Annotated in this window: 14 protein-coding genes and 1 other annotated feature; all 14 genes read left to right on the top strand. The window is 36.4% G+C overall.

The features are described from left to right. A partial coding sequence (locus RH915_RS10970; protein ID WP_331618397.1) for a hypothetical protein occupies nt 1-77 on the top strand: 77 nt, incomplete at its 5' end. A gap of 262 nt (nt 78-339) precedes the next feature. Then, nucleotides 340-489: a 50S ribosomal protein L33 gene (rpmG, locus tag RH915_RS10975; RefSeq protein ID WP_310480034.1), complete on the top strand. Its 150-nt coding sequence runs from the start codon at nt 340-342 to the stop codon at nt 487-489. Between the two features lie 33 nt (nt 490-522). Then, nucleotides 523-732: a preprotein translocase subunit SecE gene (gene secE / locus RH915_RS10980; protein ID WP_310480035.1), complete on the top strand. Its 210-nt coding sequence runs from the start codon at nt 523-525 to the stop codon at nt 730-732. 59 nt (nt 733-791) lie between these two features. After that, nucleotides 792-1,310 carry a transcription termination/antitermination protein NusG gene (gene nusG / locus RH915_RS10985; RefSeq protein WP_310480036.1) on the top strand — a complete coding sequence of 173 codons (519 nt, stop codon included), beginning with the start codon at nt 792-794 and terminating at the stop codon, nt 1,308-1,310. Between the two features lie 69 nt (nt 1,311-1,379). Beyond that, the gene (gene rplK, locus RH915_RS10990; RefSeq protein ID WP_310480037.1) at nt 1,380-1,808 is read left to right on the top strand and encodes a 50S ribosomal protein L11; all 429 of its coding nucleotides are present in this window, start codon (nt 1,380-1,382) and stop codon (nt 1,806-1,808) included. A gap of 66 nt (nt 1,809-1,874) precedes the next feature. Beyond that, nucleotides 1,875-2,573, top strand: coding sequence for a 50S ribosomal protein L1 (gene rplA / locus RH915_RS10995; protein WP_310480039.1), 699 nt, complete (start codon nt 1,875-1,877; stop codon nt 2,571-2,573). A gap of 52 nt (nt 2,574-2,625) precedes the next feature. After that, nucleotides 2,626-2,756 (top strand) — a sequence feature (ribosomal protein L10 leader region). A 39-nt stretch (nt 2,757-2,795) separates the two neighbouring features. Then, the gene (gene rplJ / locus RH915_RS11000; RefSeq protein WP_310480040.1) at nt 2,796-3,296 is read left to right on the top strand and encodes a 50S ribosomal protein L10; all 501 of its coding nucleotides are present in this window, start codon (nt 2,796-2,798) and stop codon (nt 3,294-3,296) included. 36 nt (nt 3,297-3,332) lie between these two features. Continuing rightward, nucleotides 3,333-3,698 (top strand): 50S ribosomal protein L7/L12, encoded by a 366-nt coding sequence (rplL, locus tag RH915_RS11005; RefSeq protein WP_310480041.1) that lies wholly within the window; start codon nt 3,333-3,335, stop codon nt 3,696-3,698. Nucleotides 3,699-3,963: 265 nt separating this feature from the next. Further along, the gene (rpoB, locus tag RH915_RS11010) at nt 3,964-7,647 is read left to right on the top strand and encodes a DNA-directed RNA polymerase subunit beta (protein ID WP_310480043.1); all 3,684 of its coding nucleotides are present in this window, start codon (nt 3,964-3,966) and stop codon (nt 7,645-7,647) included. Nucleotides 7,648-7,731: 84 nt separating this feature from the next. After that, the gene (gene rpoC / locus RH915_RS11015; RefSeq protein ID WP_310480044.1) at nt 7,732-11,268 is read left to right on the top strand and encodes a DNA-directed RNA polymerase subunit beta'; all 3,537 of its coding nucleotides are present in this window, start codon (nt 7,732-7,734) and stop codon (nt 11,266-11,268) included. A gap of 196 nt (nt 11,269-11,464) precedes the next feature. Next, nucleotides 11,465-11,707, top strand: a complete 243-nt coding sequence (locus RH915_RS11020; protein WP_310480045.1) for a ribosomal L7Ae/L30e/S12e/Gadd45 family protein — start codon at nt 11,465-11,467, stop codon at nt 11,705-11,707. 37 nt (nt 11,708-11,744) lie between these two features. Beyond that, nucleotides 11,745-12,164, top strand: coding sequence for a 30S ribosomal protein S12 (rpsL, locus tag RH915_RS11025; RefSeq protein ID WP_310480046.1), 420 nt, complete (start codon nt 11,745-11,747; stop codon nt 12,162-12,164). A gap of 106 nt (nt 12,165-12,270) precedes the next feature. Further along, nucleotides 12,271-12,741 carry a 30S ribosomal protein S7 gene (gene rpsG, locus RH915_RS11030; protein ID WP_310480048.1) on the top strand — a complete coding sequence of 157 codons (471 nt, stop codon included), beginning with the start codon at nt 12,271-12,273 and terminating at the stop codon, nt 12,739-12,741. Between the two features lie 35 nt (nt 12,742-12,776). Further along, the gene (fusA, locus tag RH915_RS11035) at nt 12,777-14,846 is read left to right on the top strand and encodes an elongation factor G (RefSeq protein WP_310480049.1); all 2,070 of its coding nucleotides are present in this window, start codon (nt 12,777-12,779) and stop codon (nt 14,844-14,846) included. The last annotated feature ends 167 nt before the right edge of the window (nt 14,847-15,013 follow it).

Genomic DNA, 15,013 nt, shown 5'->3' on the forward strand with positions numbered 1-15,013 from the left:
AAGAAGGATTAAGATTTGCGATCCGTGAAGGTGGAAGAACAGTTGGAGCAGGAGTAGTTGCTTCTATTGTTGAATAAAAAATATTTATAGGACTAGGGTTCCCTAGTCCTATAAACCTTAAATGATTTATATAATGTTATACCATCTTATTGACACCAAAATAAAAATATGATAGATTTTATAAGATGGTGTTTGCATAATGAGTGCGGTTTGTGTATTTTTAACCACTTTATAGAGTGAATAACAAATAAGTGTAACTACAGAAAAAGTGCTCAAAGAACATAGAATATAAAAAAGATCTTCCGTAAGGCTGCTCGTTGAAGGTAGGAGGTGTAACAGTTGAGAATTCAAGTAACACTTGCTTGTACAGAATGTAAGCAAAGAAACTATAATACAACAAAAAATAAAAAAACAAATCCAGACCGTATTGAGCTGAAAAAGTACTGTAAGTTCTGCAAAGCCCAAACTTTGCATAAAGAAACAAAGTAATTTAAATCTTTTTTAAAAAGGAAGTGGATTTTCATGACTACCCAAGCAAATTCTAATAAAAAAAATGGACTTGGGAAATACTTTAGAGGCGTAAAGTCTGAGCTAAAAAAAGTTAATTGGCCCAATAAAAAAGAATTAACAAATCACACAACTGTTGTTATTATTACTTGTATTATAGCAACTGTTGCAATATGGATATTGGATACGATTTTTGGATCTGGTTTAAGAGCAATAATAGGGTAATCAATTTGTTTAAAAGGAGGGGAGCGCTATCTATCACAAAAAGATAGATATGCCTATATATGTCCCAACAAGCAAAATGGTATGTTGTCCACACCTATTCTGGGCATGAAAACAAAGTTAAAACTAATATAGAGAAAATAGTTGAGAATAGAGGTATGGAGGACGTAATACACGAAGTAAAAGTACCTACTGAAGAAAAAGTGGAGATAAAGAATGGCAAGAAAAAAATAAAAGAGTCCAAGCTATTCCCTGGATATGTAATCATAAAAATGGTTATGACTGATGAATCTTGGTACTTAGTACGGAATACTCGAGGTGTAACTGGGTTCGTTGGACCAAGTTCCAAGCCGATTCCACTGACAGAAGAAGAAGTAAAGTCTATGGGCGTGGAGATTGTAAGACAAGACGTAGGGATAAATATTGGTGATGCCGTGCGTGTTATTTCTGGTCCGTTTGAAACTTTTGTAGGAACAGTAGAGAAAGTAAATTTAGAAAAACAAACATTTAAAGTTAAAATTTCTATGTTTGGCAGAGAAACACCAGTAGAGTTAAGCTTTTTGCAAGTTGAAGGAATATAGATTTGTTAAGATATAACAAACTTTAAAATATTATTCCATGTACCAGATTATTAAGGAGGTGTAATAGAAATGGCAAAAAAAGTAGTTGGACAAATAAAATTACAAATCCCAGCTGGGAAAGCAACGCCAGCGCCACCGGTAGGACCAGCATTAGGACAACACGGTGTTAACATTATGGGTTTCTGTAAAGAATTTAATGCTAGAACAGCAGATCAAGCTGGTTTGATAATACCAGTTATTATTTCAGTTTATCAAGATAGATCTTTTGATTTTGTTACTAAAACTCCACCAGCTGCAGTTTTAATTAAGAAAGCTGTAGGACTAGACAAAGCATCTGGAGAGCCAAATAAAAACAAAGTTGCAAAAATCACAAAGGATAAAGTGAAGGAAATTGCAGAACTAAAAATGCCTGACTTGAATGCAGCTTCACTAGATGCGGCAATGAGTATGGTTGCTGGAACTGCGAGAAGTATGGGTATAGAAGTAGTTGAAAGTTAATAAATAGCGCAATGAATAGTGGGAGGTACACTAATAAACCGCTAAAACCACAAGGAGGAATTATAAATGCCAAAAAGAGGTAAAAAGTATATAGAAGCAGTGAAGTTAGTAAACAAAGATAGTGCATACGCTTTGAAAGACGCTGTAGAGTTAGTTAAGAAAACTGCTACTGCAAAGTTTGATGAAACAGTTGAAATGCACATAAAATTAGGGGTTGACTCTAGACACGCAGATCAACAAGTTAGAGGTGCAATCGTATTACCACATGGAACAGGAAAGACATCTAAAGTTCTTGTTTTTGCAAAAGGAGAAAAAGCAACAGAGGCTGAAAATGCAGGTGCTGACTATGTAGGATCAGATGACTTAGTTGCAAAAATCCAAGGTGAAAATTGGTTTGACTTTGATGTTGTAGTTGCTACACCTGATATGATGGGTGTTGTTGGTAGATTAGGAAGAGTACTAGGACCTAAGGGATTAATGCCAAATCCGAAATCTGGTACAGTTACTTTTGATGTTGAAAAAGCAGTAAAAGAAATAAAAGCTGGTAAAGTTGAGTATAGACTAGATAAAAACAACATTATTCATGTGCCAGTAGGGAAGGCTTCATTCGGTGAAGATCACCTTGAAGAAAACATCAAAACTTTAATGGATGCAATTATTAAAGCTAAGCCAGCTTCTGCAAAAGGTCAATACTTGAAAAGCATTACCTTAACAAGCACAATGGGGCCTGGCATTCGCCTAAATGCGTCTAAAATTACAGAGTAGTATAATATGTCATTGACAATGTATTGATATATTGGTACAATAGTCAAAGATCAAAAAGTTGAATATTTCGCCGTAGACAGTAGGTGCAAATTGCTTAATTTCCTACCGAGGTTTTTAATAAATAACATATTAAAACCATGACCTCATTTTGTCTACAACAAGATGAGGTCTTTTATATTGTCAGGCAAATGTTCCCTATACAAAGAGGAGGTGGGTAAGTAGATGGCAAAAGCTATTGAACTTAAAAAACAAGCAGTAGAAGAAATAACTGAGAAGTTACAAAAATCTGCAGCTGCTGTTATTGTAGATTATAGAGGCCTTAAGGTTGAGCAATTAACTGAGTTAAGAAAGAAGTTTAGAGAAGAAGGATTAGAATACAAGGTTTATAAAAATACCTTAATGAGAATGGCAGCTAAAAATGCTAACATGGATGAAATGGTAGAAGGCCTAGTAGGTCCTAATGCTGTAGTCTTAAGCTATGATGATCCAGTTGCTCCTGCAAGAATCGCCAATGAGTTCGCAAAACAAAATAAGGATCTTGAACTAAAATTTGGTGTAGTTGAAGGAACATTTTACGGGGAAGAGAAACTTAAAGACTTGGCGTCTATTCCATCAAGAGAAGTGCTTATTGCAAAATTACTTGGAAGCTTAAAAGCTCCAGTATCAAACTTTGCATATCTTGTTAAAGCTATAGCTGATAGTAAAGAGTCAGACGAGGCGTAAAAATATAAAATTAAAAAATTTCGGAGGTGCTTAATAATGACAATTGAACAAATTTTAGAAGCAATTGAAAATATGAAAGTATTAGAATTAAATGAATTAGTACAACAAGCAGAAGAAAAGTTTGGAGTATCTGCAGCGGCGCCAGTTGTTGTAGGTGGAGCAGGGGCAGCAGGAGATGCAGCTGAAGAGCAAACAGAATTTGATGTAATCCTACAAAGCCCAGGCGGATCAAAAATAAATGTAATCAAAGTTGTAAGAGAAATCACTGGTTTAGGATTAAAAGAAGCTAAAGAAGTAGTTGATAACGCACCAAAGGCACTTAAAGAAGGTGTAGAAAAAGAAGAAGCTGAAGCAATTAAAGCTAAGCTTGAAGATGCGGGAGCTACAGTAGAAGTAAAGTAGTAGTTTGAACAGATTGAAAGGGACTCCGAATTCGGAGGTCCTTTTTATCTATTTTTTGAAAAAAAGTAATTATAAAAAGACTGCAACTAGAATTTGATAAAGGATTGACACCTAGTCTCTTTATATGATAAAATTGTAAATTGCATTATAGTATTTTTTTATACAAGAATAAACGTAGCAATAATTGTCAATAGTATAGTAGTAACGATTGTTACTATCTGTCTTTATATATTTTACTTTATTTATACAAGGAGTGAATGCCAGTATGCCACATCCTGTCAAAGTTGGTAAGCAAGAAAGAATGTCTTATTCAAGAATCAAAGAAGTAATGGAAGCCCCTTATTTAATAGAACTACAAAAGGAATCTTTCCAGTGGTTTTTAGAGGAGGGACTGAAAGAAGTTTTGGAAGATGTATCGCCAATAGTCGATTATTCAGGTAATTTAATACTTGAGTTTGTCGATTACCACTTAGATAACAATCCAAAGTATGATGTTGAAGAATCAAAAGAGCGAGATGCAACCTATGCAACCGCTTTAAAACTTAAGGTGCGCTTAATCAACAAGGCATCAGGTGAAGTCAAAGAACAAGAGGTATTCATGGGTGAATTACCTTTAATGACGGACACTGGTACTTTTGTAATTAATGGCGCTGAACGTGTTATAGTAAGCCAATTAGTACGTTCACCTGGAGTTTACTATTCAAAGGAAATAGATAAAACAGGAAAAGATTTATTTTCAGCAACTGTAATACCAAATCGTGGTGCATGGCTAGAATATGAAACTGACTCCAATGATATTGTTTCTGTAAGAATTGACCGTACTAGAAAACAGCCTGTTACGGTTCTTTTACGTGCTTTAGGATATGGATCAAATGAAGAAATTAAGAATCTTTTAGGAGAAGATGAGAGAATTCTTGCAACATTGGAAAAAGATAGTACAACAACTTCAGAGGAAGCTTTACTAGAAATTTACAAAAAGCTAAGACCGGGAGAGCCACCTACGCTAGACAGTGCAAACAATCTTATTAATTCCCTATTTTTTGATGCAAAAAGATATGACCTAGCTAAGGTTGGACGATATAAATTTAACAAAAAATTATCTATTGCAAATAGAATATACAATAAAAAAGCAGCTGAAAACATCGTAAACCCATTAACCGGCGAGATCATTATTGAAGAAGGACAACTCGTTGATAGAGATACGTCTATTCTAATTCAAAATGTCGGAATAAATGAAACGACCGTATATTCTGAAGAAGGAAAAGTATTAAAAGTTATAGGAAATCATTTTGTTGATATTAACGAACATGTATCCTTCAATATAGATGAATTAAAAATCAAAGAAAAAGTATATTTTCCTGTACTAAAGGAAATTTTACATAAATATGAAGAAGAAGATGAAATTAAAGAAGCAATAGTGGAAAGAATGAAAGAACTTATTCCAAAGCATATTATAGTTGCTGATATAATTGCTTCAATAAACTATGCCTTTAATTTACCTCATGGGGTTGGTAACGTTGACGATATCGATCACCTTGGGAATAGAAGACTTAGGTCAGTAGGGGAACTTTTACAGAACCAATATAGAATTGGTCTTTCTAGAATGGAAAGAGTCGTTAGAGAAAGAATGACTATCCAAGATGTCGAACTAGTAACACCGAATGCCCTAATCAATATAAGACCTGTAGTTGCTTCAATAAAAGAATTCTTTGGAAGTTCTCAGTTATCTCAATTTATGGATCAAACTAATCCACTTGGAGAATTAACCCATAAAAGACGTTTATCTGCATTAGGGCCTGGAGGGCTTTCTCGTGAAAGAGCAGGGTTCGAAGTCAGAGACGTGCATCACTCTCATTATGGGCGTATGTGTCCTATAGAGACGCCAGAGGGACCAAATATCGGGTTGATAAACTCTCTGAGTGCGTATGCTAGAGTTAACGAATATGGGTTCATAGAATCACCATATAGAAAAGTAGATAAAAAACAAGCTGTTGTTACAGAAACGGTTGAATACTTAACGGCAGATGAAGAAGATTTATTCATTGTCGCTCAGGCAAATGAACCCCTTGACGATGAGGGGAATTTTGAAAACAAGAAAGTAACAGCTAGGACTTACTTTGGAGCTATTGACATTGTGCCAAGGGAAGAAGTAGACTACATGGATGTATCACCTAAACAAGTGGTTTCAATAGCTACAGCCATGATACCATTCTTAGAAAATGATGATGCAAACAGAGCATTAATGGGATCAAACATGCAACGCCAGGCGGTACCTTTATTAAAACCCCAATCTCCAATTATTGGAACGGGCATGGAGCATAAAGCAGCAAAGGACTCTGGGGTTGTTATAATTGCCAAGAGAGACGGTATAATTGATAAAGTGACAGCTAATGAAATAATTATTAAAACTGAGTCTGGTGAGAAAGATCGATACAATCTTCTTAAGTTTAAAAGATCTAACCAAGGGACGTGCATAAATCAAAAACCTATTGTCAGTCAAGGGGACATCATTAAGGCGGGAGATGTGCTAGCGGATGGTCCATCAACTGAAAATGGAGAAATTGCCTTAGGAAGAAACATCTTAGTAGGCTTTATGACCTGGGAAGGTTATAACTACGAGGATGCAATCCTAATTAGTGAAAAACTAGTTAAAGAAGATGCATTAACATCAATTCATATTGAAGAATATGAAGCGGATGCAAGAGATACAAAATTAGGGCCGGAAGAGATTACAAGAGATATCCCTAATGTAAGTGAAGAAGCTTTAAGGGATTTAGATGAAAGAGGAATAATCCGAATTGGAGCTGAAGTTAAATCCGGCGATATCCTAGTGGGTAAAGTGACACCTAAAGGAGAAACAGAGCTGACTGCTGAGGAAAGACTACTGAGAGCTATTTTTGGTGAAAAAGCAAGAGAAGTCAGAGATACATCACTAAAAGTACCCCACGGTGAGTCAGGCATAATTGTGGATATAAAAGTGTTTACAAGAGAAAATGGCGATGAGTTACCACCTGGAGTAAACGAATTGGTAAGAGTTTACATTGCTAAAAAACGTAAAATAAACGTTGGAGACAAACTTGCAGGACGACATGGTAATAAAGGGGTAATATCAAGAGTGCTCCCAGAAGAAGACATGCCATTCCTTGAGGATGGAACACCTCTAGAAATTGTTCTAAACCCATTGGGTGTGCCGTCACGTATGAATATAGGTCAGGTACTAGAGATTCATTTAGGCTTTGCGGCAAAAGCGCTCAACTGGAAGGTTGCTACGCCGGTATTTGATGGTGCATCAGAGATAGACGTTATGGATGCATTAGAACAATCAGGCCACTCTAGAGATGGGAAAAGTGTGCTATACGATGGTAGAACTGGGGAGCCATTTGACAATCCAGTAACTGTTGGATACATGTATATGTTGAAGCTACATCATCTTGTAGATGACAAAATTCATGCAAGAAGTACAGGACCGTACTCCTTAGTAACACAACAGCCTTTAGGTGGTAAAGCACAGTTTGGTGGACAAAGATTTGGTGAAATGGAAGTTTGGGCTTTAGAGGCATATGGTGCATCCCATACATTACAAGAGATATTGACAGTTAAGTCAGATGACGTTGTAGGGCGTGTTAAAACATATGAGGCTATTGTCAAAGGTGAAAACATACCAGAACCAGGCGTGCCAGAGTCCTTTAAAGTACTAATAAAAGAACTGCAAAGTTTATGTTTAGATGTAAAAGTACTAACTGAAGAAGACACTGTAATAGAGATTAAAGAGTCTGTTGATGATGATAGTGATGAGTTAAACATGGAAAATACAAATGCAACTTATGAACCTGAAGTAGTTGAGGAGCAAGTAATAGAGGCAGATCCTGAAGATTCCGATGAAGAATTGGAAGAAGCAGAGATAGAAGAGTTTGATGAATTTCATGACGATTATGATGAAATAGACTAAAAACAAAATAAGGTACATTAGGAAATAACATAAACAAATTATACACCTGTAAGTAATAGATTAATAAGAAGGGAGAGATACCCCTTGTATGAATTAAATAACTTTGAATCTATTCAGATTGCACTAGCATCCCCAGAGAAAATTAGACAATGGTCCAAGGGTGAGATCAAAAAACCAGAAACAATTAATTACAGAACTTTAAAACCGGAGAAAGAAGGTTTGTTCTGCGAGAAAATTTTTGGACCAACAAAGGACTGGGAATGTCATTGTGGAAAGTACAAAAGGGTTAGGTATAAAGGCGTTGTTTGTGATAGATGCGGCGTTGAGGTTACAAAATCAAAAGTAAGAAGAGAAAGAATAGGACATATAGAATTAGCAGCACCTGTTTCACATATTTGGTACTTTAAAGGAATACCAAGTAGAATGGGTCTACTATTAGACATGTCCCCAAGAACACTTGAGAAAGTCTTATATTTTGCAGCATACATTGTTGTAGACCCTGGTGAGACAGACCTGGTTGAAAAACAGGTCTTAACTGAAAAAGAATACGGAGAATATGCTGAAAAATATGGTTCTAACAGATTTAAAGCTAAAATGGGAGCGGAGGCAGTTCAAGCTATCTTACGTAAGATAGACCTTGAAGCTGAAGCTAAAGATTTGAGAGCAAAACTAAAAGAAAGCACTGGACAAAAAAGAATTAGAACGATTAGAAGACTTGAAGTAGTCGAGGCCTTCAGAAAATCAGGGAACTACCCGGAATGGATGATTCTTGACGTTGTACCAGTAATACCACCAGATTTAAGACCAATGGTTCAGTTAGATGGTGGGCGATTTGCGACATCAGATTTAAATGACCTATATAGAAGAGTTATAAATAGAAATAATAGATTAAAGAAACTTCTTGATCTAGGCGCTCCGGACATTATTGTAAGAAATGAAAAAAGGATGCTACAAGAGGCGGTAGATGCATTAGTCGATAATGGTAGAAGAGGTAAACCCGTAACTGGTCCAGGTAACAGGCCATTAAAGTCATTATCTGATATGTTAAAAGGTAAACAAGGCCGATTTAGACAAAACTTACTTGGTAAGCGGGTAGATTATTCTGGACGTTCAGTTATTGTTGTTGGACCTGAGCTTAAATTCTACCAATGTGGATTACCTAAAAAAATGGCCCTTGAATTATTCAAACCATTTGTTATGAAAGAACTTGTAGCACGGAATTATGCCCATAATATAAAAAGTGCTAAACGCATGGTAGAAAAAGTAAAACCTGAAGTGTGGGATGTACTTGAAGAAGTGATAAGAGAACACCCAGTGTTACTAAATCGTGCTCCAACACTGCATAGGCTTGGGATACAGGCTTTTGAACCGATTTTAGTAGAAGGAAAAGCAATTAAACTTCATCCATTAGTGTGTACAGCATACAATGCAGACTTTGATGGTGACCAAATGGCGGTGCATGTACCGTTGTCAGTAGAAGCACAAGCTGAGGCTAGGTTCCTGATGCTTTCACCAAATAATATCCTTGCACCAAAAGACGGTAAAGCCGTAACAACACCAACCCAGGATATGGTTCTAGGGAGTTATTACCTAACAATAGAACTTGAAGGTGCAAAAGGAGAAAACATGACATTTATGGATTATGAAGAGATGCTCATGGCCTATGACGCAGGAATTGTAGACTTACATGCTCGTGTAAAAGTTAGAAGAAAGTTGAACAAAGAAGACTCTGGAAGGCTTATAGAGAGTACAGTTGGTAGATTTATATTTAATGAAAAGCTACCTCAGGATTTAGGCTTTGTTGATAGAAATAAAGACCCGCATAGCTTAGAAGTAGACTTCTTGTGTGATAAAAAGGCAATGGGATTAATAATTGAAAAATGTTTTAGAAGACATGGCAATACAAAAACTGCAGAAATACTTGATTATGTTAAGCAGTTAGGATTTAAATACTCAACTAAGGGTGCTGTAACCATAGCGGTCTCAGACATGGATATACCAGAAGAAAAAACACATCTACTTTCAGCAGCAGAAGAAAAAGTTGATAAATTTGAGATGGCATATAGACGAGGTCTGATATCTGATGAAGAGAGATATGAGAAGGTTATAGAGACCTGGACTAAAACTACTGAAGATGTTACAGATGCCTTAATGGCAGGATTAGATAGACTGAACAATGTCTATATTATGGCCCACTCAGGAGCGAGAGGAAGTAAAAACCAAATCAGACAGCTTGGCGGTATGAGGGGTTTGATGGCAAATGCATCTGGTCACACTGTTGAAATGCCAATCAAGGCTAATTTCCGAGAAGGACTATCTGTACTTGAATACTTTATATCTACTCATGGTGCTAGAAAAGGACTTGCTGATACAGCCCTTCGTACAGCAGATTCTGGATACCTTACAAGAAGATTAGTAGATGTCAGTCAAGATGTAATTGTAAGAGAAATAGATTGTGGGACTACAGAAGCTTCTAAAGTGTCTGCCTTCAAAGATGGAAATGAAGTGATTGAAGAGCTTTATGACAGAATTGTAGGACGACATGCTGCAGAAGACATTACTAATCCAAATACAAACGAAATAATTGTAAAAGAACACCAATTAATAGATGAAGATATAGCCGAAGAAATTATTGCGGCTGGAATTGAATTAGTAAACATAAGAACTACATCTAAATGTAGAACGAAGCATGGTGTGTGTGCTACATGCTATGGTAGAAATCTAGCAACAGGAGAGCCGGTTAAAGTTGGTGAAGCGATAGGTATTATTGCTGCACAGTCAATTGGAGAACCGGGCACTCAGTTAACAATGAGAACCTTCCATACAGGTGGAGTTGCAGGTGTTGATATAACCCAGGGTCTTCCAAGGATCGAAGAGCTATTTGAAGCAAGAAAACCAAAAGGGCTAGCCATAATAAGTGAAATTGGTGGAACGATAAAAATAGAAGAAAACAAAAAAGGAAAAGAAGTAGTTGTTACTAATAAAGACGAAGAACGCAAGTATGAAATTCCTTATTCTTCAAGACTTAGGGTAAGAGCAGGGCAAGTGATTGAACCTGGTGATGAGCTTACTGAAGGGTCAGTTAATCCTCATGACATTTTAAGTATTAAAGGTGTCGAGGGAGTCCAAAACTATATTATTAAAGAGGTTCAACGTGTATATAGGATGCAAGGTGTTGATATTAGCGATAAACACGTTGAAGTGATTGTTAGACAAATGTTAAATAGGGTTAAGGTAGAAGAAGCTGGTGATACTGATTTCTTACCAGGAGCTTTAGAAAATATATTTGATGTAGATGAAGCGAATGCAAAGCTTGATGAAGAAAAGGAATCAGCAACATATAATAGAACGTTATTGGGAATAACTAAAGCATCCTTAGCAACTGAATCGTTCTTGTCTGCAGCTTCTTTCCAAGAAACTACTAGGGTATTAACGGAAGCAGCGATTAAAGGGAAAGAAGATTTCCTAATTGGACTTAAAGAAAACGTTATAATCGGGAAACTTATCCCAGCTGGAACTGGTATGAAAAAGTATAAAAACATAAGGTTAAATACTGAAGATTTAATTTCTGAAAATGATCATGAAGACTTAGAAGAAATTATTGAAGAAACTCAAGAATAAATAGATGTAACTAATAGTACTTCGGGAGATCTCCCGAAGTACTCCCTTGTTTAATCTGTTTGCAGTACTAAATAAGATATTGACACATAATTTTTCAAATGATAAAATAACTAAGTGTGTTAATTTCAACGGCTTGTAAAACCGTTGACTTTAGGATCTAAAACGCGTTTTGAGGGTGAAAAGGGGATGATACTTTATGACTGAAGATCTTAGACCTGCTAAAAAGGTAATTGGATTGAAACAAGCAGTAAAAGCTTTAAATAGTGATATGGTTGAGTTAATCTACTTAGCAGAAGACGCAGACGAAAAGTTGACTGGAAAAATAAAAGAATTAGCCCATGAAAAAAAAGTAGAGGTCCGCACAGTGGAGTCTATGAAAAAGCTTGGTAAAGCTTGTGGAATTGATGTTGGTGCAGCTACTGCTGCTCTTTTAAAATAACATACAATTTAACTGCAATTGGAAGGAGGTGCAAAGGATGCCTACTATTAGTCAATTAGTAAAAAAAGGTAGAAAAGAAATTAAAGAAAAATCAACAGCTCCAGCACTACAAAAAGGATTTAATTCTCTAAGAAGAAAATCTACAGATTTAAGTGCGCCACAAAAAAGAGGGGTTTGTACTTCTGTAAAAACTGTTACACCTAAAAAACCTAACTCAGCATTAAGGAAAGTAGCCAGAGTTAGACTTACAAATGGAATTGAGGTTTCAGCTTACATTCCTGGTATTGGACACAACTTACAAGAGCATAGTGTTGTTCTTATAAGAGGTGGGAGAGTAAAAGACCTTCCGGGTGTTAGATATCACATTGTTAGAGGAAGTCTTGATACCGCTGGTGTAGCTAACAGAATGCAAGGTAGATCTAAGTATGGTGCGAAAAAACCAAAAGATAAAAAATAATTGTATCGGAGCGTTAATGCATATATTAGTAAGCATTATTTCGCCGACGGCAGCTATAAACTGTCGAGTACCGATGAACTGAAAAGTTATTAAGGAGGGAAGAAAGGTGCCAAGAAAAGGAAATGTGCCTAAAAGAGAAGTTTTACCAGATCCTGTATATGGGAGTAAAGTAGTAGCAAAATTAATTAATGGTATCATGTTAGATGGAAAAAAAGGTACTGCACAAAGAATTGTGTATGATGCTTTTGAAACCATAAAAGAGAAAACAAATGAGGAAGCTCTTGAAGTTTTCGAAAAAGCGATGAACAACATTATGCCTGTACTAGAAGTAAAAGCTCGAAGAGTTGGTGGAGCGAACTATCAAGTACCTGTTGAAGTTAGACAAGAAAGAAGACAAACGCTTGGTATAAGATGGTTAGTTAAATACTCAAGATCAAGAGGCGAAAAAGGCATGACTGAAAGATTAGCTAAAGAAATTATGGATGCAGCTAACAACGCAGGTGCTTCCGTTAAGAAAAGAGAAGACACGCATAAAATGGCAGAAGCAAACAAAGCATTTGCACACTATAGATGGTAGTATAAATCACACGTTCCTACGGAAGGAGGATAAAATTGCCTAGAGAGTTTACGCTACAAAAAACAAGAAATATTGGAATTATGGCGCATATTGACGCTGGAAAAACAACAACTACTGAAAGAATACTTTTCTATACAGGTAGAGTTAGAAAACTTGGAGAAACCCATGAAGGTGCTTCTCAAATGGACTGGATGGACCAAGAAAAAGAAAGAGGAATCACAATAACCTCTGCTGCGACGACATGTCAATGGGATGATCATAGAATAAACATTATTGATACACCAGGGCACGTGGACTTCACGGTTGAAGTTGAAAGATCTCTAAGGGTTTTAGATGGTTCAGTTGCAGTATTCTGTGCTAAAGGTGGAGTTGAGCCCCAATCAGAAACTGTTTGGAGACAGGCTGATAAATATAAAGTTCCTAGAATGGCATTTGTAAATAAAATGGATATATTAGGTGCTGATTTCTACAATGTACTTTCTATGATGAAGGAAAGATTAGGTGCTAATGCAGTACCTGCACAACTTCCTATAGGCAAAGAAGATACATTTAAGGGTATTATCAACTTGATAAAAATGAATGCGGTTATATACCATGATAACCTAGGTCAGAACATCGAGGTTGTTGATATTCCTGAAGAAATGCGTGAGCAAGCTGATGAGTATAGAACGGCTCTTATCGAAGCGGTTGCAGAAACAGATGAAGAGCTAATGATGAAGTATTTAGAGGGCGAAGAACTAACTGAGGAAGAGATTGTTGCTGGGCTAAGAAAAGGTACTATAGCTACAACGATTACACCTGTATTTTGTGGGTCTTCTTATAAAAACAGAGGAGTTCAACCACTGATAGATGCTATCGTTACGTATATGCCATCACCTTTAGATATTCCTGCAATTAAAGGGATATCTGCGGATTCAGAAGAAGAAATTGAAAGACACGCAGATGATGAAGAGCCATTTTCAGCACTTGCATTTAAAATAATGGCAGACCCTTATGTTGGAAAACTTGCTTTTTTTAGAGTTTACTCAGGTACGCTTGAGTCTGGATCATATGTTTTAAACTCTACTAAAAACAAGAAGGAAAGAGTAGGGAGAATTCTACAAATGCATGCAAACACAAGAGAAGAATTAACTCAAGTGTATGCAGGTGACATTGCTGCGGCGGTAGGATTGAAAGATACTACTACTGGAGATACATTATGCGATCCGGGTAGTGCGGTTATTTTAGAGTCAATGGAGTTCCCAGAGCCTGTTATTTCGGTAGCTATTGAACCTAAAACAAAAGCAGGTCAAGAAAAAATGAGTACTGCGCTTCAAAAGCTGGCGGAGGAAGACCCAACATTTAGAACATACACTGATGAAGATACTGGTCAAACGATTATAGCAGGAATGGGTGAACTTCACTTAGAGATTATCGTTGACAGAATGCTTAGAGAATTTAAAGTTGAAGCTAATATTGGTAAACCACAAGTTGCTTATAAAGAAACAATTACTCAAGCGACGGAAATTGATTCTAAGTATGCTAAACAGTCTGGTGGTCGAGGACAATATGGTCATGTTAAACTTAGAGTTACACCTCAAGAACCTGGTCAAGGTTATGAGTTTGTAAATAAAATCGTCGGTGGAGCAATACCAAAAGAGTATATTCCTGCTGTAGATGCAGGTATACAAGAAGCGATGAAAAACGGTGCCCTTGGTGGATACGAAGTGGTAGACCTTAAGGTTGAGCTATATGATGGATCATACCATGATGTTGACTCATCAGAGATGGCTTATAAGATTGCCGGATCAATGGGTATTAAAGATGCAATGAAAAAAGGGAAAGCTGTTCTATTAGAGCCTTATATGAAAGTTGAAGTTGTTACTCCTGAAGAATATATGGGAGACGTAATTGGTGACTTAAACTCTCGTAGAGGGAAGATAGAAGGTATGGAGCCAAGAAATGGTGCACAAGTAATTAGATGTTTTGTACCACTTTCTGAGATGTTCGGTTATGCAACTGACCTTCGCTCTAAATCTCAAGGCCGTGCTAACTATTCAATGCAATTTGATCATTTTGAGCAAGTGCCAGGAGGCATTGCAGAAAAGATTATTGAAGGAAAGTAGTTGCCTTATAAGTGAATAGTGGATTGTATTTAAACAGACCACTATTTACTTTTATATTATAAAAATACTTAATAAAAATATTAATTAATAATTAAGGAGGAATAAGAAATGGGAAAAGCAAAGTTTGAGAGAAGCAAACCTCATGTAAACATTGGAACAATAGGACA

Source organism: Serpentinicella sp. ANB-PHB4 (assembly GCF_031432315.1).
Lineage (GTDB): Bacteria > Bacillota > Clostridia > Peptostreptococcales > Natronincolaceae > Serpentinicella.